This is a genomic window from Halorubrum sp. CBA1125 (assembly GCF_009742825.1).
Lineage (GTDB): Archaea > Halobacteriota > Halobacteria > Halobacteriales > Haloferacaceae > Halorubrum.
Genome location: NZ_WPCE01000007.1, coordinates 21422 through 38533, shown reverse-complemented (window position 1 = coordinate 38533; position 17112 = coordinate 21422). Strand labels below are relative to the sequence as shown.

The 17112-nt window shown below is 67.2% G+C and carries 16 protein-coding genes and 2 pseudogenes; 9 read left to right on the top strand and 9 right to left on the bottom strand.

What is annotated here, in order from left to right; translation table 11 throughout:
• Both GJ633_RS17550 and GJ633_RS01950 read left to right on the top strand, forming a co-directional pair.
• Positions 1–403: pseudogene (locus GJ633_RS17550) on the top strand (cell division inhibitor MinD); the annotation flags it as partial.
• Positions 404–510: 107 nt separating this feature from the next.
• Positions 511–1125: a transcriptional regulator gene (locus tag GJ633_RS01950; RefSeq protein ID WP_156586718.1), complete on the top strand. Its 615-nt coding sequence runs from the start codon at positions 511–513 to the stop codon at positions 1123–1125.
• 43 nt (positions 1126–1168) lie between these two features.
• Here the strand turns inward: GJ633_RS01950 and GJ633_RS01945 are convergent, their stop codons facing one another.
• Entirely contained in the window at positions 1169–1429 is a 261-nt protein-coding gene (locus GJ633_RS01945; RefSeq protein WP_156586716.1) for a hypothetical protein, read from the bottom strand.
• Between the two features lie 25 nt (positions 1430–1454).
• Positions 1455–2411, bottom strand: a complete 957-nt coding sequence (locus GJ633_RS01940) for a peptidylprolyl isomerase (protein WP_156586715.1) — start codon at positions 2409–2411, stop codon at positions 1455–1457.
• Positions 2412–2536: 125 nt separating this feature from the next.
• Here GJ633_RS01940 and cyaB point away from each other — a divergent pair, with 125 nt between their 5' ends.
• The gene (gene cyaB, locus GJ633_RS01935) at positions 2537–3142 is read left to right on the top strand and encodes a class IV adenylate cyclase (RefSeq protein WP_156586713.1); all 606 of its coding nucleotides are present in this window, start codon (positions 2537–2539) and stop codon (positions 3140–3142) included.
• Between the two features lie 91 nt (positions 3143–3233).
• Here the strand turns inward: cyaB and GJ633_RS01930 are convergent, their stop codons facing one another.
• Complete coding sequence (locus GJ633_RS01930) at positions 3234–3704, bottom strand: MaoC family dehydratase (RefSeq protein WP_156586711.1); 471 nt, start codon at positions 3702–3704, stop codon at positions 3234–3236.
• A gap of 143 nt (positions 3705–3847) precedes the next feature.
• On the opposite strand from GJ633_RS01930, the pseudogene GJ633_RS01925 reads away from it, so the two are divergent.
• Together GJ633_RS01925 and GJ633_RS01920 are read left to right on the top strand one after the other, a co-directional pair.
• A pseudogene (locus GJ633_RS01925) lies at positions 3848–4725 on the top strand (HpcH/HpaI aldolase/citrate lyase family protein).
• Positions 4726–4997: 272 nt separating this feature from the next.
• Positions 4998–6251 (top strand): Glu/Leu/Phe/Val dehydrogenase, encoded by a 1254-nt coding sequence (locus tag GJ633_RS01920; protein WP_156586709.1) that lies wholly within the window; start codon positions 4998–5000, stop codon positions 6249–6251.
• A 69-nt stretch (positions 6252–6320) separates the two neighbouring features.
• On the opposite strand, the gene GJ633_RS01915 is transcribed toward GJ633_RS01920, so the two are convergent.
• Positions 6321–6875, bottom strand: a complete 555-nt coding sequence (locus tag GJ633_RS01915) for a DoxX family protein (protein WP_156586707.1) — start codon at positions 6873–6875, stop codon at positions 6321–6323.
• Positions 6876–7057: 182 nt separating this feature from the next.
• Here GJ633_RS01915 and GJ633_RS01910 point away from each other — a divergent pair, with 182 nt between their 5' ends.
• The gene (locus GJ633_RS01910; RefSeq protein ID WP_156586705.1) at positions 7058–7828 is read left to right on the top strand and encodes an MOSC domain-containing protein; all 771 of its coding nucleotides are present in this window, start codon (positions 7058–7060) and stop codon (positions 7826–7828) included.
• Between the two features lie 90 nt (positions 7829–7918).
• Here GJ633_RS01910 and gdhB read toward each other — a convergent pair whose 3' ends face one another.
• The 3 genes from gdhB to GJ633_RS01895 form a co-directional block, all read right to left on the bottom strand.
• Positions 7919–9229: a glutamate dehydrogenase GdhB gene (gene gdhB, locus GJ633_RS01905; protein WP_156586703.1), complete on the bottom strand. Its 1311-nt coding sequence runs from the start codon at positions 9227–9229 to the stop codon at positions 7919–7921.
• 2 nt (positions 9230–9231) lie between these two features.
• Positions 9232–9375: a rubrerythrin-like domain-containing protein gene (locus tag GJ633_RS01900; RefSeq protein WP_156586701.1), complete on the bottom strand. Its 144-nt coding sequence runs from the start codon at positions 9373–9375 to the stop codon at positions 9232–9234.
• A 228-nt stretch (positions 9376–9603) separates the two neighbouring features.
• Entirely contained in the window at positions 9604–12477 is a 2874-nt protein-coding gene (locus GJ633_RS01895) for a bacterio-opsin activator domain-containing protein (RefSeq protein WP_156586722.1), read from the bottom strand.
• Positions 12478–12967: 490 nt separating this feature from the next.
• Between GJ633_RS01895 and GJ633_RS01890 the strand changes: the two genes are divergently transcribed.
• The 3 genes from GJ633_RS01890 (at position 12968) to GJ633_RS01880 (ending at position 15057) form a co-directional block, all read left to right on the top strand.
• On the top strand, positions 12968–13234 hold the full coding sequence (locus GJ633_RS01890; RefSeq protein ID WP_156586699.1) for a hypothetical protein: 267 nt from the start codon (positions 12968–12970) through the stop codon (positions 13232–13234).
• Positions 13231–13500: a hypothetical protein gene (locus tag GJ633_RS01885; RefSeq protein WP_156586697.1), complete on the top strand. Its 270-nt coding sequence runs from the start codon at positions 13231–13233 to the stop codon at positions 13498–13500. Before GJ633_RS01890 ends, GJ633_RS01885 begins: the two co-directional genes overlap by 4 nt.
• Positions 13501–14079: 579 nt before the next feature.
• A complete protein-coding gene (locus tag GJ633_RS01880) occupies positions 14080–15057 on the top strand; it encodes a MoxR family ATPase (RefSeq protein WP_156586695.1) in 978 nt (325 codons plus the stop codon).
• A 93-nt stretch (positions 15058–15150) separates the two neighbouring features.
• Here GJ633_RS01880 and GJ633_RS01875 read toward each other — a convergent pair whose 3' ends face one another.
• Both GJ633_RS01875 and GJ633_RS01870 read right to left on the bottom strand, forming a co-directional pair.
• On the bottom strand, positions 15151–15843 hold the full coding sequence (locus GJ633_RS01875; protein ID WP_156586693.1) for a hypothetical protein: 693 nt from the start codon (positions 15841–15843) through the stop codon (positions 15151–15153).
• Entirely contained in the window at positions 15840–17108 is a 1269-nt protein-coding gene (locus GJ633_RS01870) for a DUF58 domain-containing protein (protein WP_156586691.1), read from the bottom strand. Before GJ633_RS01870 ends, GJ633_RS01875 begins: the two co-directional genes overlap by 4 nt.
• Between the last annotated feature and the right edge of the window lie 4 nt (positions 17109–17112).

Genomic DNA, 17112 nt, shown 5'->3' with positions numbered 1-17112 from the left:
CGAGGTCGATCCCGTACGGACCCTGTCCGCGCTCGACGAGGCGCTGCCCTCGGCCGTTCCGACGCTCGTCGACTGCCCGCGGCGCCGGCCCGGACGTTGCGGCGCCGCTCCGCGTCGCCGACCGGTCGCTCCTGGTGACGCCGCTCCGCAGGGCGGCGCTGCAGGACGCCGCGAAGACGGCCGCGATCGCCCGTCGGCTCGACTGTCCGCCGGTCGGCGCCGTCGTGGTGCGATCGGCGTCGGTCCCCGACGCGTCGCTGCCCTGCTCGGCTGTCCGGTGGTCGGCCGGGTCCCGAAACGGGATCCCCGACCGCTCTCTGCGGCGCGGTTCGAACCGCCTACGACGACGTCGCGTCGCGGCTCGCCGCCGGGTACGGGGCCGGGACAGTGGCGCGTCGCGTGAGACGGATCGGCGCCGGGCCCGGCGGCGATCCGGCCGGCGACGATCGCGGCTCGATCGACCGCTCCCGGCACCGACAGAGCCAAACGTCCGGGGACGGCAGCGATCGTATGGACGCGCTCTCGACCGGGATCTCCGTGCTTGACAGGCAGTTCGGAGGCGGGCTCCCGGCCGGCAGCGTCGTCGCGCTGAAGGCGGAGCCGGCGAGCCAGTCGGAGCTCCTCCTGGAGCGGTTCGCTCGCCCGCGACCGTGTCGCTACCTGACGACGGTCCGGTCCGTCGACGCGGTCGAGAGCGAACTCGAAGGCGCCGGCAGCGACACGACCGTCGCGGCGGTCGACGAGGAGGACCCGCTGGGAGAGGTCCTAGAGGCCGGGGGGGCGCTCGGCGACAACGAGACGCTCGTCGTCGATTCGATCGGGCCGCTCGAGGAGACCGACGCGGCGCGGTACGGCGGCTTCCTCGGCGACCTTCGACAGCGAGTGGTCGACATCGACGGCGTCGCCGTGCTCCACGCGCTCAAGGGGGGGCCGACCTCGCAGAGCCGGATCGTCTCCGAGCAGATCGCCGACGTGGTCTTGGACCTCCGGACGACGGTCACCGGCACGGAGATCGCGAACCGGCTCGTCGTCCCGAAGTTCCGCGGCGGTGCCGCGCTCGAGGAGCCGCTCAAGCTGAAGCTCACGGACACGGTGACGATCGACACGAGTCGCGACATCGCCTAGCCGCGACCCCGTCGGATACGGGGTTCGAGGGGCCGCCTCCGACTTAAAATACCGCCGCAGCGGCGAGTACGACGACGCCCGCGAGCACCGCGGTGACGGCCCAGTTCCGCGGGTCGTCGAGCGGCCCGTACGGACCGCCCTTCCGGGAGAAGAGGTACGCCGCGTACACGGCGAGCGGCGCCAGCGTCGGGAGCGTCGCGACCTCGACGACGCCGACGACGCCGGACAGAAGCGCGATCGCGATCGTGGTCCCGCCGGCCGCGGCGGCGACGAGGACGTCGTCGCGCGCCCGTTCGATCTCCATGGGCGTCAGTGGGGCGACGGCGGAACTACTCCTCGTCGAGCTCGTCGTCGAGTTCGTCGACGATCTCGTCGGCGTCGACGTCGACGTCTTCGAGCGCCTCCTCGATGTCGCCGGCGCCGGCACCGCCCATCCCGCCCATCATACCGCCGAGACCGCCCATCCCGCCGCCCTCGATGACCTCCTCGACGACGACGCGGTCGAGGTCGAGTCGGCTCATGAGGTCCTGGGCGATCTGCTGTTTCTGGAACATCCACTGCTGGTTCATCTGCATCGCCTGGGTCGCGGTGACGTAGAGCACGTCCTTCGTGACCGCTTCGGTCTCGACGACTTCCTCGCCGTCGTCGTCCTCGGTGACCGTCTCTTCCTCCTCGGTCACGGTCTCGATCCGGACCTCGGGGGCGTCCTGGAGGTACATCCCGAGCATGCCGGCCGCCTGCTCTTCGCGGTCGTCGATCTCCGCTAAGATCTCGTACTCGTACTCGAGGTCCTCGCCGGCCAGCGGGTGGTTGAAGTCGACGCGGGCGCGGCCGCCGATGATCGTCTCGAGGTAGCCCTGTTGGCCGTCGATCTGGACCTGGGCGCCGGGGTACCGGCTGTCCTCGGGGATCTTGTCGGCCTTGACGGTCTCGACCTCGTCGGGGTCGTACGCGCCGAAGGCGTCCTCGGCGGGCACGTCGACGACGCCCTCGTCGCCGACCTCGGCGCCGACGAACGCCTCGTCGACGGCGGGGAAGACGTGACCGGCGCCGATGGCGATGGTGCGCGGCTCGAACTCGTGTTCGTCGGTGTCGATCTCCGCCTCCTCGGCGACCGCCTCGTCGGTGGTGTCGATGACGCGGTCGTCGTCCGCGGTGCGGATCGTGTACGCGACTCGCACGAAGTCGCCGTCCGCCAGCCCGGTGTCCTCGGTCTCGGCGTCGGTTTCGGCTTCGGTCTCGGCCTCCTCGGCCTCGGCCGCGTCCGCTTGCTCCTGGTCGCTCATACCCTGAAGGTCTCCCGTTGCACCCTTAAGGCGCACGGTTCGACCCGGAGCCGAGAGCCGTCGCCCGTCGCCACACGCGGGGGCGGCTTCACGGTCCTTTTCACCGCCGCCGCCGGAGGCGTGGTATGTACGAGGTCGAGATCAAGGTCCCGGCGGACCTGGACGCGGTCCGCGATCGCCTCCGGGAAGCCGGGGCCGAGCGCGTCGACGCCCGTCGCCAGCGCGACGTGTACTACGACGCCCCGCACCGCGACTTCGCGGCGACCGACGAGGCGCTCCGCGTCCGGCGCGAGACGTCGCTCGCGGCCGAGGGGGACGAGAAGCGACAGGGAAACCGCGAGACCGACCGCGAACCCGCCGAAACCGACGCGGAGACGGCGAAGATCACGTACAAGGGGCCGCTGCTCGACGACGATTCGAAGACCCGCGCCGAACACGAGACCGCCGTCGACGACGGCGAGGCGATCGCCGAGATCGTCGCCGGACTGGGATTCGAGCCGGCGGCGACCGTCGAGAAGCGCCGGGAGTTCTGGTCGTACGACGGGTTCACCGTGACGCTCGACGCCGTCACCGACGTCGGCGAGTTCGTCGAGATCGAGCGCGCGGTCGGGGACGCCGCCGCGATCGAGACCGTCCGCGACGAGGCGCTCGACGCGCTCGATCGGCTCGGGCTCGACGGCGACGACCAGGTTCGGACGTCGTACCTCGAACTGCTCCTCACCGAGGAGTGACGGAGCGGAACGGTGAGACGGGCGCAGAATCGCAGATGAGACGGACGCGGTTTTTGAAAGGCAGGCTCACGCGAGCGGTCCCCGCGCTCTGTTACGGGTCTTCGGGACGTTTCTTCGCGAGGACGGTTCGGTCGAACTCGCAGACGAGGACGTCGTCGTCGTCCTCCTCGTCGATCGTGAACGCCTCGACGCGCATCGTGACGATCCCCCGTTCGCCGTCGCTCGTCTCCCGCTTGTCGGTGACCGTCGACCGCGCGCGGACCGTGTCGCCGTGGAAGACCGGGTTCGGGTGCTCGACGTCGTCGTACGAGAGGTTCGCGACGATGGTGCCGTCCGTCGTCTCCGGGATAGACAGCCCGACCGCGAGCGACATCGTGTAGAGCCCGTTCACGAGCCGCTCCCCGAACCGCGTCTCGGCGGCGAACGCGCCGTCGAGGTGGAGCGGCTGCTGGTTCATCGTCATGTCACAGAAGCGCTGGTTGTCGGCTTCGCTTATCGTCCGGCGCTTCGCGTGCTCGATCGTCTCGCCGACCTCGAACGCCTCGTAGTAGCGTCCCGTCATGGGTGCGCCGACTCCTGCGGCCGTCAAATGCCTACCGCTCGCGGAGCGGGGGCGGTCAGTCGGACGGATCCGCAGCCGAGTCCCCGGAACCGACGGTCCGCGGAGCCGCCCCGATTTATGGTCGCTCGGACGGACCGCCCGACATGGCGCGACGAAGCCTCCTGTTCTCGCCGGGCGACCGCCCGGAACTCATGCGGAAGGCCCCCGAGACGGACGCCGACGTGCTCTGTTTCGACCTCGAAGACGCGGTCGCCCCCGCCCGGAAAAACGAGGCACGCGAGGCCGTCCGGGACGTGCTCGTCGATCCCGCGTTCGACCCAGACGCGGAGGTGTGCGTCCGCCTGACCGCGGCCGAGCCGGCCGCGGACCTCGACGCCTGGTCGGGCGAGGGACGGACGGCGACGAAACCGACGACACCGGCGGGGATCTGCGACTCGACGCGGTGATGCTCCCGAAGGTGGAGACGGCCGCGCGCGTCGAGGAGGTGAAGTCGCTGTGTGCGGAGCGCGGGCTCGATCCGGCCGTGTTCGCGCTGATCGAGACCGCGGGCGGCGTCCTCTCCGCGGACTCAATCGCGACCGCCGACGCGACCGACGCGCTCGTCTTCGGTGCCGAGGACCTCGCCGCCGACGTGGGGGCGACCCGGACCGACGAGGGGACCGAGGTGCTGTACGCCCGCGAGCACGTCGTCCTGGCGGCCGGCGCCGCCGACGTCGACGCGATCGACACGGTGTACACGGACTTCTCGGACGCGGCGGGACTCCGCGAGGACGCCAAGTTCGCGCGCACGCTGGGCTACGACGGGAAGCTGGCGATCCACCCGTCGCAGGTGACAACGATAAACGAGGCGTTCACCCCCGACCAGGACGAGATCGAGTGGGCGGAGGCGGTGCTCGCTGCCCGCGAGGAGGCTGGGCGCGAGGGGCGAGCGGTGTTTCAGGTCGACGGCGAGATGATCGACGCCCCGCTGGTCGCACAGGCGGAGCGGATAGTCGAGCGCGCGGCGGCAGCGGACCGTTGAGGCCGCTGACAGAGCGTCGCGCCCGCCGGAGAACCGGTGCGTTCGCCGGAGGACCGTAACGCTCCCCAGAGACCGTTCTCGTTCTCGGGCTCACCCGTCGAGAGCGCCGAGATGACGTTACCGTACCACATTCTGTCCACTCTCTACGTTCGTCCACTCTCCCCACGTTCGTCCACTCTCCTGTCGACGCGGGCGTGTACAACTTCCGGATCGATATTCCGATCGCGGGATCAGCCGTCACAATTAAACCGGATCCATCTGGACGTTCAGGTATGGCTGACCAAGCCAACCCGTTCGAGAGTCTGCAGGAACAGGTCGACGACGCCGCGGTCGCGGTCGACGTGTCACCGGGCGTCCTGAAGCGACTGAAGAACCCGGAGCGGGTGCTGGAGACGAACCTGACGTTCGAACTCGACGACGGCTCGCTGGAGACGGTCCGCGCGTACCGGTCGCAGTTCAACGGCGACCGCGGGCCGTACAAGGGGGGGATCCGCTACCACCCGGGCGTGACGCGCGACGAGGTGAAGGCGCTGTCGGGGTGGATGGCGTACAAGTGCGCGGTCGTCGACCTCCCCTACGGCGGGGGGAAAGGCGGGATCGCGATCGACCCGGCCGACTACTCCGAGACGGAACTGGAGCGACTCACCCGGGCGTTCGCGACGGAGATTCGGCCGCTGATCGGCGAGGACCGCGACATCCCCGCGCCGGACGTCAACACCGGCCAGCGCGAGATGAACTGGATCAAAGACACCTACGAGACCTTAGAGAACACGACCGCGCCGGGCGTCATCACCGGGAAGGCGCTCGACTCGGGCGGCAGCGAGGGACGCGTGGAGGCGACGGGGCGGTCCGTCGCCATCTCCGCGCGCGAGATATTCGACTGGCTCGACCGCGACCTCGACGGTGCGACCGTCGCGGTGCAGGGGTACGGCAACGCCGGGTCGATCGGGGCCAGCCTGATCGACGACCTCGGCGGCGACGTCGTCGCCGTCTCGGACTCGTCCGGCGGGATCTACGACGCGGCCGGCGTCGACCCGGACGCGGTGAAAGCCCACAAGAACGAGACCGGGTCGGTCACCGGATACGGCGACACCGAGACGGTCACGAACGAGGAGCTTTTGACCCTCGACGTCGACCTGCTGGTCCCGGCCGCGCTGGAGAACGCGATCGACGGTGACCTCGCCGAGGCGGTGGAGGCAGACGTGATCGTGGAGGCCGCGAACGGACCGCTCACGCCCGACGCCGACGACGTGCTCGGCGAGCGCGACGTCTGGGTCGTGCCCGACATCCTCGCGAACGCCGGCGGCGTCACCGTCTCGTACTTCGAGTGGGTGCAGAATCGACAGCGGTTCTCCTGGTCCGAATCGCGGGTCAACGAGGAGCTCGAACGCGTTATCACGGAGTCGTTCGACGGGCTTGTCGACGCCTACGAGGCGACCGACGTGCAGAATCTCCGGACCGCCGCCTACGTCGTCGCGATCGAACGAATCGTGAACGCCTACGATCAGGCCGGCTCCTGGCCGTAGCGCTCCTCGGGCTCGGAAGAGCCCCCACACTGGAACCGTCGACGAAAGCCCGATCGCAAAAAGAGCCGCTCAACCGAGCACGTACCGGAGCGCCGGGAAGCGCTCGACGAGCGCCTGTCCGCCGACGTCCAGCCGCTCGATGCGGGCGTCGAGGCCGAGGACCCGCCCCGCGCCGAACGCGGCGACCGTGAGGAACACGATCACGTAGACCAGCGTCGAGTCGAACAGCGCGAAGACGTCGCCGGTCCAGCCGCCGAGGTAGAACAGCGCCATCTGGACGGCGCCGCCGAGGGCGGCCAGCCGGACGAACGCGCCGGCGATCAGCGCGACGCCGACGAGCACCTGCGTGGCCGGGACGAAGACGTTCGCGAACTCCACGAACCACGGCGTCGCGGCCATCGCCCCGTACAGGCCGCTGACCGGGCTCGCCGGGTCGACGTTCGCGAGGTAGCCGCTCGCCTCGAACGGCCACTCCGCGACCTTGCCGAGGCCCGCGAACAGGATCATCCCGCCGATCGTCGCCCGAAGCAGGACGATGAACAGCGCCGACAGCGAGTGCGCCTTCCCCAGCAGCGTGATCCCGCCGAACTCCCCGCCGAACTCGTTGGTGGTTTTCGTTGACATCGTGTCTCTCCTCACTTCGGAGTAGCGCGTACGGGGGGATAAACCGCGAAGGGCGTTCCCTCCGCGGGAGAACCGCGTCCGCGGTTCCCCCGGTTGGGTGGGTCTTTAAGTACACACTGAGAGTCGCGAGCGTGAGCGTGTTCGCAAGAACAGTTATGTGAGAGACACACCACGTGTGCGTGATGGCCCGCTTGGAGCGACTTCGGGTGTTTCCAGTGAAAGGACTGGACGGGATCGACGTCGAAGCGGCCGCGATCCTCGAGGGAGGGACACTGGAACACGACCGCGAGTTCGCGCTGTTCGACGCCGAAGGGAACGTCCTCAACGGGAAACGGACCGAGCGAGTACACGAACTCGCGACCGATTTCGTCCCCGGATCGAGTGCGTTGCGAGTCGAGACACCCGACGGTGACGTGCAGCGATTCGATCTGGACGCGGAACCCGAGCAAGCGGCGCGATGGTTCAGTTCCTGCTTCGAGACGGCGGTGACGCTCCGGAGAGACTCGTCGCTTGGATTCGTCGATCGGCGCGAGATGGGACCGTCAGTCGTCAGTACGGCCACGCTCGAAACGGTCGCCTCGTGGTTCGACGAGATGACGGTCGACGGCGCTCGTCGCCGTCTTCGAGCGAACGTCGAGGTCGCGGGCGTGCCGGCGTTCTGGGAGGACCGGTTCGTCGGCGAGGGATCACCGGACTTCGAAATCGACGGCGTTCGCCTCGAGGGTGTGACGCCCTGTGGCCGGTGTGTCGTTCCACAGCGTGATCCGGACACCGGTGAACCGATCCCCGAGTTCCGCGAACGATTCGTGAAGAGACGCGAGGCCACGTTTCCCGAGTGGGCCACCGATGACGCGTTCGACCACTATTACTCGCTGATGATCATCACGCAAGTACCCGAACGCGATCGCGGGGAGACGATCCGCGTCGGCGACGAGGTTACCGTACGCGGGTGATCTCTGGAAAACCAGGGTCTACGAGTACGCCGACTCCGGAGTGAATTTGCGGAGATGCGAGGAGAAAGCCGCGTTCGCACAAGGAAGATGTCAAGGCCAGAGCCCGCGCGTCTCGTGGGCTTTTGCGACCCGTGATAGCGCGACGATATACGCCGCATCGCGCCACGTCACGTCCCGCGACTCGAATTCCTCGCGGATGTTCTGCCAGGCTGCCAGCATCTCCGTTTCCAATTCGTCGTTGACGCGGTCGAGCGACCAGGCGCGCCGATTGATGTCCTGTAGCCACTCGAAGTAACTCACCGTCACCCCGCCGGCGTTGGCCAGAATATCCGGAATCACCGGGATATCTCGCTCGGCAAAAATAGCACTCGCCGCAGTCGTCGTCGGCCCGTTGGCACCCTCGATGATGACGTCCGCAACAACGTCGTCCGCGTTGTCCGCCGTCAGGACGTTCCCGATCGCTGCCGGAATCAACACGTCGACGTCGAGTTCCAGCAACTCGTCGTTCGTCACCGTCTCCGGAGCCTCGTGGGTCATCACCGCCTCCGGCTCCTCGTGATGGGAGGGGATCGTGTGCGTATCTAGCCCGTTCGCATCGTAGATCCCACCGTTGACGTCACTCACTGCGACGACGTTTGCACCCCAGCCATCGAGCAACTTCGCGGCGTTCGAGCCGACGCTCCCGAAGCCCTGGACTGCAACCGACGTTTCCCCGATGTCCTTCCCGTAGTAGTCGATCGCCTCACGAGCGATGATCGCGACGCTCCGGCCCGGTGCCGCATCACGCCCTTTGCTGCCGCCAACGATGGGGGGCTTTCCCGTGACCACCCCTGGAATCGTCTCACCTTCCTGCATCGAGTAGGCGTCCATCACCCACGCCATCGTCTGGGGGTCGGTCCCCATGTCGGGAGCAGGGATGTCCTTCGTCGGCCCGATGACCGCTCGGATCTCGTCGGTGAACCGGCGCGTCAGCTGTTCTTTCTCGTCGTCGGTGAGGTCTTTGGGGTTCACCGCGATACCGCCCTTCGCGCCGCCGAACGGGATGTCCATCACGGCGCACTTCCAGGTCATCCACATCCCGAGGCCGACACACTCCTCGCGCGTGACGTCGGGGTGGTACCGGAGACCACCCTTGAACGGACCGCGAACGCTGTCGTGCTGGGCACGATACCCGGTATAGACCGCCACGTTGCCGTTCTCGCGCTCGATAGGGACGGTAACCTCCTGGACTTTCTTGGGGTGCTTGAGTCGCTCGACGACGTTCTGATCGATGTCGAGATGGGCGGCGGCGTGCTGGAGCTGTCGCCGCGCCGTCTCCAGCGCGGACTCCGGTTCCCTCGTCTGTTCGTGCGTCCCTTCGTGCGCCTCGTCGTCGCGAGGTGTCGTCGATGGCGAGGCCATCGTTACTCGATCGGTGTGTGTCGATTCCGCATCTCACCGGCACAGTCGGGGCACGTGCCGGGGTTCTTCTCGACGAGCACGACGTTCCCGCACTCGAAGCACTCGTAGGGCGATTCCTCGGCCGGCGTCTGGTCGATGTCCCTCATGGATGATCGAGCGTCCCTGCTGTACCGCGCAGAGCACTCTACAAGGGAATAATGAGGATATAAGGGTATATCTAGTAGTTGAGCATCGAACCACGGAGTGCGTGGTGGGGGTTACTATTCAAGCAACGGGGAGGTACCGAACCCCGTCGGCTACTCCAGGCCCATGGGCGTGCCGACGTACACGCGTGGAAGCGACAGGGAGTGGCAATCGGTGTGTCGAACGCTGTGTCAATCGGTGTGTCGAGTGGAGATCGGCGTGTGGTCGTCGATAAGCGCCGCGAACAGTTTCCGCTGTGCGGCTCGGATATGCTGGTAGAAGGCCTGAGGAGAGATGTCCAGCGAGTCTGCGACGGCTTCGCCGGTCGCCTTCCGCGGCGATTCGAAGAATCCGCTGTAGTACGCCGTCTCGACGACTTCCAGTTGTCTGTCAGTCAGGCGGTCGAGGACCGACGCGTAGAATCCGTGCTCGGACGCCTGTTCGCGCGTCTGCTTCGACGTGAGGTCGACATCGTCGAAGCGCTCGCTGACGAACCGCGAGACGTGCCTGACCTCGGCGCCGCCGGAGACGTCGACGATCAATCTCGTGCCCGATCGGGAGGTCGATACGCTCCGCAGGACGGCTCCGTGGTCGGCCAGTTCCGTCGCGAGGAACGGCTCAGAGAGTTGGATCCGCAGCACGCCCCCGGTATCACCGCCGCGAATCCGCTGTACGTCCTCGACTGCCCTGAGGCCGCCCGCCGCGTCGACGACGGCGTCCAGTGGTGCGTCCTCGACGGTGACGAACACGTAATTTCCGTTCGCGGTCTGCTGGACGCCGCCATCGTAGGTGAGCGTACAGTCAGCAGCGCCAGCCAACCGCGTGAGCACGAACGAGGGGTCGGAGACCGCGTACTCGAGCCGAGTCATCGACGTGGTCAGGAGCGCGCGCTTGCGCTCGCTTGCGCTGATGGCGGCCGCGATGGTCTCACCGAGTTCCGCGAGCACGGTCTGGACGGTCTCGTCGAACGCGTCCGGCGTCTCCGCGTACACCGTCAGGACGCCGTACGAGAGGTCGTTGTACAAAAGCGGGATGCTCAGCACGGAGAGCAGGTCACGCGAGATAGCGTCCTTGCGCCACGGGGCCGCGCGGAGGTCGGCTGCAACGTTCGAGACGAGCGTCACCGCTCCCGTCGCCGCGGTCCGACCCGCAGGCTCGACGCCGTCGTCGGACACGGGGAACGATCGCGAATCGAGGTATCCCCGGTCCGTCCCCGCCCACGCCTGCGGCGTCACTGTCTCCCTCGCGCCATCGAGGGTACCGATCCAGGCGAACTGGAAGCGTCCGTCGGCGGTGAGTCGTTCACAGACGGTGTGGTCTATCTCCTCGCGGGTCTCGGATTGCACGAGCGCCTGATCTATCTCGCGGATGGTCCCGTTGATCCGATTGAGCGCCGTGAGCTGGGCGTTCCGTCGCTGGAGTTCGCGGTCCTGTTCGCGAAGCTGGGATTCCCGGTCGACCCGGTCGAGTGCCGCCTCAGCGGTCGCCGCGAGGAGGTCAGCGAGCTCCCGCGTGACGTCGTCGAAAGCGCCGACGTCGGTCGACCCGGCGACGAACACGCCGTGGTTCCCGAGCGGGATGTACGCCGCGCTCCGGAGGTCAGTCGCGGGGTTAGTGAGGCGGTCTGCGTCGTGGACGTCCTCGAAAAAGAGGGCCTCGTTCTCGACGAAACTGTGGCTGGTGAGGTCACGGCCGTCGGCGTGGACGGACGGGAGTGGTCCGTGGGCGTTCCGCATCGCCGGCGAGGCCGCGGCGGCCTCAAGGTGGTTGTCGTCGGCGTCGAAGAGGTAGACGGCGCTGGCGTCGAGGTCGAGGACGTCGGGGGTGTCGTCGACGACGTGCCGGGCGATCTCCTGGTGTGTTTCGGCGTACAGGAAGTCACGCGCGGTCTCCTGGAGGGTGGCGAGGGCCTGCTCGCGCTGCTTGCGCTTCGTGATGTCCCGACAGCTGTACAGCAGCGTGCCGTCCTGGATGGCCACCTCGCGGACGTTCACCAGCAGCGTGTGTTCGCGGCCGGCTTTGTCCGTGGCCGTGGTCTCGAGGTTCTTCAGAACGCCCGCCTCGGCGAGTTCCTCGCGGTCGAAGAGATCGTCGCCGAGCAGGTTCTCGATGGTACCCAACTCGCGGATCTCGTCGGCGGTGTACCCGAAGATGAAGTGGACGTTCGGACAGACGTACGTGTACGCGCCGTCCTCGTCGGTGATGAGGACGGTGTCGGTCATGTTGTTGAGCGTGACGCGGTGGAGTTCCTCGGACCGTCGGAGTTCCCGCTCGAGGTCGACACGGTCGGTGATGTCGACGCTGTCGACGATGATCGAGACGAGGTCACCGCGTTCGTCGGTGACCGGCTGCACGGAGAGCTCCAGCACGCGATGGCTAGTCACGGCGTCCTGAATGACGACGGCGTGCCCGAACTCGCCGCGTCTCGCCGTGTCGACGAGGCGACGGATGTCGGCGCTCGTCTGGCTGTCGTCGGGCCACCAGGGAAGCGTCCAGAACGGGTCGCCGACGACGGCGTCGGCGTCGGCGTCCACCATGTCGCGGGCGGCCTGGTTGACGCGCGTGAGCGCGCCGTCGGGGGCGAGCACCCACGTTGCCGATCTGGTGTCGTGGAAGATCGCGTCGAACTGCCGCGCCCGCTCGCGCTGTGTCACCGACCGCTGCGCCTCCCGGAGTGCCTGCTCGGTTCGTCGGAGGGCGTCTGTGACGGCCGCTTCCGACTGGTCAGTGACGGCGATGTAGTCGGTGACACCGGCTTCGATGGCCTCACTGGCGAGTGTCTCGCTCCCGTCAGCCGTCCCCAGAATGATCGGGAGCGTCGCCGTCGTGTCGCGGACGCGGCGAACGAGCTCGAGACCGGTCGTCTCTGGGAGACTGTAGTCGGTAACGACGCAGTCGACGGCCGTCTGCCGAAGTCGCTCCCGGGCCGCCGCCGCCGTCGAGACACTGTGGACGGTCGCGCCGGACTGCTCTCGGAGCGTACCAGCGTACGCGGTTATCCACGCTGTGTCGCCGACAACGAGGATGGCGGCCGTATCGAGGACAGTATTACAGTTGGGGTTCATGTGTAGGGTGATACCCACCGGTCGCGAACTCGGTTACGACACGCCGTGTGGCGTTGACGTCCTCGGGTACTCCCTGGACAGCCAAAACACCTACTGTTTAACATTCAACCTCATCTGAAAATAGCCGTTTCTATATCAACCACTCGAGTAGCGTATCAACGTAGATCTCGCGGTTCCATTCGTTCTGGAGAGGGTGCGGGACTCGTCGTCGATCGCGGCCGAGGCCGGTGGTCGTTCCTCGCCCGTAGCGAACGACCGTAGAGCGCGGTCGACTCGGATATCCAGCGCTCGACCGATCAGATCCCAAGAGTTGATTAAAATCAGTATTAAACGCTCTAATCCCATTTAAAGTCGTTTTAAACAGTTGGACGAGCCGGTGAAAAGTCCGAAAATATCGTTTCGAATCGTTAATTCGGCTGAAGACGCGCCAACGCTCTGTCCCTTATATGATGCTGGCAATCCATGCGATGAGTGTCGACGGTGATTCCCCATGTCAAGTAAAACGTCCCCCTCACCGATCTACGCGCCGATTCGGATCGGGACCTCCCTGTCGGCCGCGTGTTGGCGTCGGGCGATCGCGGGCGTTCGCGCTGCGACGTTCTGGGCGGCGATCGTCCTGCCACTCGCGTACGTGCCTGCGGCGTACGGCGTCATGGGCTTCGAGACCGCATGGAGCACGATCGCCCTCATCGCCGTCCACATCGCGTGTGTCCTGATCGGCCACGAACACGACGTTCCTGCTACCACCCGCCAATGAGTACCACACGTTCCCCCACACGGACGACGACCGAGCAGTCGACCGAACCGACGACCTCGAAGGCCGAACGCCTCGCTACGTTCCTGCGATCCGAGGCGGCCGACGGTGAGACGTATTTCAAAGCCAAATTCATCGCCGAGGACGTGGGTCTCTCGCCGAAGGAGATCGGCGCGCTGATCGTGCAGCTGCAAGACTCGGCACGGGATCTCGAGATCGAGAAGTGGTCGTACACCGGTGCGACGACGTGGCGCGTCTCGACGAAGTGACAGGAGTACCGCAGCGGCGCCCGGAACAGCACGGCGGAACCCCCCGATACAGTCGATGGATCGCTGACCTGGTTCGGAAAGAGGTACCTACGCTACAGTAAGGAGTGTAGAACAACGTCAGAACGACTCTTCTTCGAATACAGGGACCGCTATGCTGCGCAAATTTGTCATCGGCTGGTTCTGCATCGTTGGGATGGTTCTGTACACGCTTTTGCTCGGCCTCCGTGACCTCTCTCGGTGGGTCACCTCGAAGGCTCACACCGCTCGAGAGGAGATCTCACCCAGTACCCAGTGAACTCTCATCTTCCAGGAACTCTCATCTTCCAGGTGTCCAAACGAGGCAACAGCGAGGCCGTTGCCGTCGAAATCGAGACCGAGGACCGTGCGGTGCCCCCAATCCTGCCGTCGTGATTCGGTTCCGCGACACTCCGGAAGAGCGAGGAATCGACGTCGACGTGTCGCTCACTGGTCGTCCGCTGTGCGGTAAGCACGGATACACGGAGTCGCGACACCGATGGCCACTCCCTGGCGTCGGCGTAATTATCGCATAACAAAGACGGGGCTCCCTGACGGACTGGCATGGACGTGGTCGAGGCCGAGAAACTCGCTGGAGAGGTGCTGACAGAACTCTCTGAGGTGGTGATCGTCGACGAGCGCGTACTCCGGATGATACTGACCGGCGTCGTCTCGCGCGGGCACGTACTCTTAGAGGACGTGCCCGGGACCGGCAAGACGCTGACTGCACGGAGCTTCGCGACCGCGCTGGGACTGTCGTTCGGCCGCATCCAGTTCACGCCAGACATGCTCCCCGCCGACGTGACCGGGACCTACATCTTCAACGAGAAGACCCGCGAGTTCGAGTTCAAGGAGGGTCCCATCTTCGCAAACGTGATTCTCGCCGACGAGATCAATCGGGCATCGCCCAAGACCCAGGCGGCGCTGCTGGAGGCGATGGAGGAAGGGCAGATCTCGATGGACGGGACGACACACGCCCTCCCGGATCCCTTCTTCGTCATCGCGACCCAGAATCCCGTCGAGCAGGGGGAGGGAACCTTCCCGCTTCCGGAGGCACAGAAGGACCGTTTCCTGGTGAAAAGCAGCCTCGGCTACCCCGACGCTGCGGGGGAGCGAGAACTGCTCGACCGCCGGGAGGCACGCGAACGGTCGACGCCGACGGCGTCCCGGATACTCGAACGCGAGACGGTGCGCGCCCTCCAGCGTGTTCCCGAGCGCGTCCGCGTTCACGAGGACCTCAAGCAGTACATCGTCGACCTGGTTCGGGCGACCCGAGACGACGCCCGCGTCGAGGTGGGTGTCTCACCGCGGGGCTGCCAGAAACTGTTCGAGATCGTCCGTGGCTGGGCGGCGCTGGCGGGGCGAGAGTACGCCACGCCCGACGACGTCAAGACCGTCGCGGAGCCGGTGTTGGCCCATCGGCTCGTGCTTACCGCAGAGGCCACGGTCCAGGGGACCGACGAACGCGATGTCGTGGACGACCTCCTCGTGGACCTCCCGGTCCCGAGCGTCGGGTACGAGCCCCAGCGACCGGCCGACTGACACTGAGCCGTATCGGCTGCCGGATTGCACGAGAGAGGACGGCGACTATCGGGCGGAAGGACGTCTCCGAGGAGGAGCGTTCGGTGTCGTCAGCTACCCACGAATCGCCGCGAGGAGCAACAGGAGCGCGACGAACAACAGCGCGAACGCGGCCAGCGACAGGTCGCTCACCGCGACGTGGCGCACGAGGTGGATACCGGCGACTCCCGCCAGGCCGACCGCCGCGCTGCCGGTCGTATGAGTCACCTGCAGTCGCCAGGACGTCGCCGCCCGCCCGAGGTGTTCGCCGATGCCGACAGCGTTGTCGGCGGCGTCCCAGGCGACGACCGTGGCCACTGCGGCGAGCAGCAAGTGTAACTCACCGACCGCACTGAAGAGCCCCGAGAACACGACGGTCAGAAACACGCCGCCAGTGCCGAGTTTGCACACGAGACGCGACCCGCTCGCCCAGACCGGCAACAGCGTCCCCGCGAGCAGAGGAATCCCGACGAGCCCCGGGAGGAAGCGGATCGTGTAACTGAGCGCGTGCCGCTCATCGACGAACAGGTCGAATGCGCCGACGATAACGCCCGCGCCGACGACTGCGAGCGCCGTTCCCAGTATCCGGTGCCCGCGACGTCGACTCGCGACGCCGATCCCGACCACCGCCAGGCCGCCGCCTTGGACGGCCAGCGTGGCGAGAACCGCCTCGCGAGCATCGAGCGAGACCACCACCCCGGCCGCGAGCGCGACGGCCACGACCGCACTCGGCACGGCCGGACTGAAGGCCGCTTTTCTCACGGTCATCCGTCGAGCACCCCCGGCGTGTCCAGCAGCGTCGCCGCGAGGGATCGCTCCGGCGACCAGTCGACGACGGGAATGCCCGCCGCGCGCAGGCGGCGGAGCCGGTCGTCGCGCTCGATGGCCACCAGCGTCTCACCGGGGCCGTCAGACCCGGTGACGTCGGGGGAGGTCACGCTGACGGCGTGACCACGAGAGTCGAGCAGCCGGATCGTCTCCGGGAGATCGTCGTCCAGAAGCGGCGAGAACACGATCACCTGTGCGTCGTCGGGGAGCCGCGCACGCAGCTGGGCGGCCTGCTCGTCGATATCCGGCACGGATCCAGTGGGGGGTCGAGACTGGAAGGTGGCGTGTCGCGAGAGGAGGTCCTGTGCGCGCACGCGATGGTCGCGGCCGGTGCCCGGCGAGAGCCAGGGAACGTCCCGCCCGAAGCCGGCGACGCCGACCCGGTTCCGGTTCGCCAGCATCGTGTCCACCAGCTCGCGTGCCGCGGCGACACTGTAGGCGACCGCGTGCGGTTCGTCTTTCGATCCCCGGTAGGCGGCCGGTCGTGCGTCCACGACGAGAACGACCGTCGCCGCCCGCTCGGCGCGGAACTCGACGGTCGTCAGGTCGCCGGTTTGGGCGTAGCGGTTCCAGTCGACGCGGCCGATAGCGTCGCCGCGGCGGTACGCCCGCGTCTGGTAGAACTCGGTCCCGGTTCCCCCGTGGTCGGCGGCGATCCGACCAGTGTCGGCAGTTGTCTGCGCGCGGAGCGGCGCGCGCGGGACGCTCGACGCGCAGTCCACGGCCGTTTCCGTCTCAGCGTCTATCTCGAGTTCCACCTCGTGACCGCCGGTTACGTCGCGTGCCACGACCGTCGCGGGATCGAACCGGTGCTGTCCCCGCCTGGCCTCGACGACGTAGGAGAACGACGCGGCCTCACCGGGCCGGAGGGCGGTGCCGTGGCGTGGCGTCCCCTCGACGACCGATAACGCCGGCGGGAGCCCGTCCACGGTGCGGAGGTCCGGTATCCATGCGTCTCCCACGTTCCGGACGGTGGTCGTCACCTCGAAGGGCTCACCGTGGGTCGGCGAGTCATCGCTGACGCGCCGCTCCAGGCGGAGGCTGGGTTCTGGCGGCGAGGACACCCGCGGATAGGCCGCGAACACGACGCCCAGTGCCGCGACCAAGAGCAGCGATGGCCGCCTCGCGAGCAACCCGAACCCGCCCGTGCCCAGCGTGACGACGAGAATTCCCCGCCAGCGGTCGGTCAGATACGCGTCGGGCATCACC

What these genes read in the sequence shown, in the direction of transcription:
- GJ633_RS01950 (WP_156586718.1), top strand. Translation starts at nt 511, where the DNA reads ATGGACGCGCTCTCGACCGGGATCTCCGTGCTTGACAGGCAGTTCGGA.
- GJ633_RS01945 (WP_156586716.1), bottom strand. Translation starts at nt 1,429, where the DNA reads ATGGAGATCGAACGGGCGCGCGACGACGTCCTCGTCGCCGCCGCGGCC.
- GJ633_RS01940 (WP_156586715.1), bottom strand. Translation starts at nt 2,411, where the DNA reads ATGAGCGACCAGGAGCAAGCGGACGCGGCCGAGGCCGAGGAGGCCGAG.
- cyaB (WP_156586713.1), top strand. Translation starts at nt 2,537, where the DNA reads ATGTACGAGGTCGAGATCAAGGTCCCGGCGGACCTGGACGCGGTCCGC.
- GJ633_RS01930 (WP_156586711.1), bottom strand. Translation starts at nt 3,704, where the DNA reads ATGACGGGACGCTACTACGAGGCGTTCGAGGTCGGCGAGACGATCGAG.
- GJ633_RS01920 (WP_156586709.1), top strand. Translation starts at nt 4,998, where the DNA reads ATGGCTGACCAAGCCAACCCGTTCGAGAGTCTGCAGGAACAGGTCGAC.
- GJ633_RS01915 (WP_156586707.1), bottom strand. Translation starts at nt 6,875, where the DNA reads ATGTCAACGAAAACCACCAACGAGTTCGGCGGGGAGTTCGGCGGGATC.
- GJ633_RS01910 (WP_156586705.1), top strand. Translation starts at nt 7,058, where the DNA reads ATGGCCCGCTTGGAGCGACTTCGGGTGTTTCCAGTGAAAGGACTGGAC.
- gdhB (WP_156586703.1), bottom strand. Translation starts at nt 9,229, where the DNA reads ATGGCCTCGCCATCGACGACACCTCGCGACGACGAGGCGCACGAAGGG.
- GJ633_RS01900 (WP_156586701.1), bottom strand. Translation starts at nt 9,375, where the DNA reads ATGAGGGACATCGACCAGACGCCGGCCGAGGAATCGCCCTACGAGTGC.
- GJ633_RS01895 (WP_156586722.1), bottom strand. Translation starts at nt 12,477, where the DNA reads ATGAACCCCAACTGTAATACTGTCCTCGATACGGCCGCCATCCTCGTT.
- GJ633_RS01890 (WP_156586699.1), top strand. Translation starts at nt 12,968, where the DNA reads ATGTCAAGTAAAACGTCCCCCTCACCGATCTACGCGCCGATTCGGATC.
- GJ633_RS01885 (WP_156586697.1), top strand. Translation starts at nt 13,231, where the DNA reads ATGAGTACCACACGTTCCCCCACACGGACGACGACCGAGCAGTCGACC.
- GJ633_RS01880 (WP_156586695.1), top strand. Translation starts at nt 14,080, where the DNA reads ATGGACGTGGTCGAGGCCGAGAAACTCGCTGGAGAGGTGCTGACAGAA.
- GJ633_RS01875 (WP_156586693.1), bottom strand. Translation starts at nt 15,843, where the DNA reads ATGACCGTGAGAAAAGCGGCCTTCAGTCCGGCCGTGCCGAGTGCGGTC.
- GJ633_RS01870 (WP_156586691.1), bottom strand. Translation starts at nt 17,108, where the DNA reads ATGCCCGACGCGTATCTGACCGACCGCTGGCGGGGAATTCTCGTCGTC.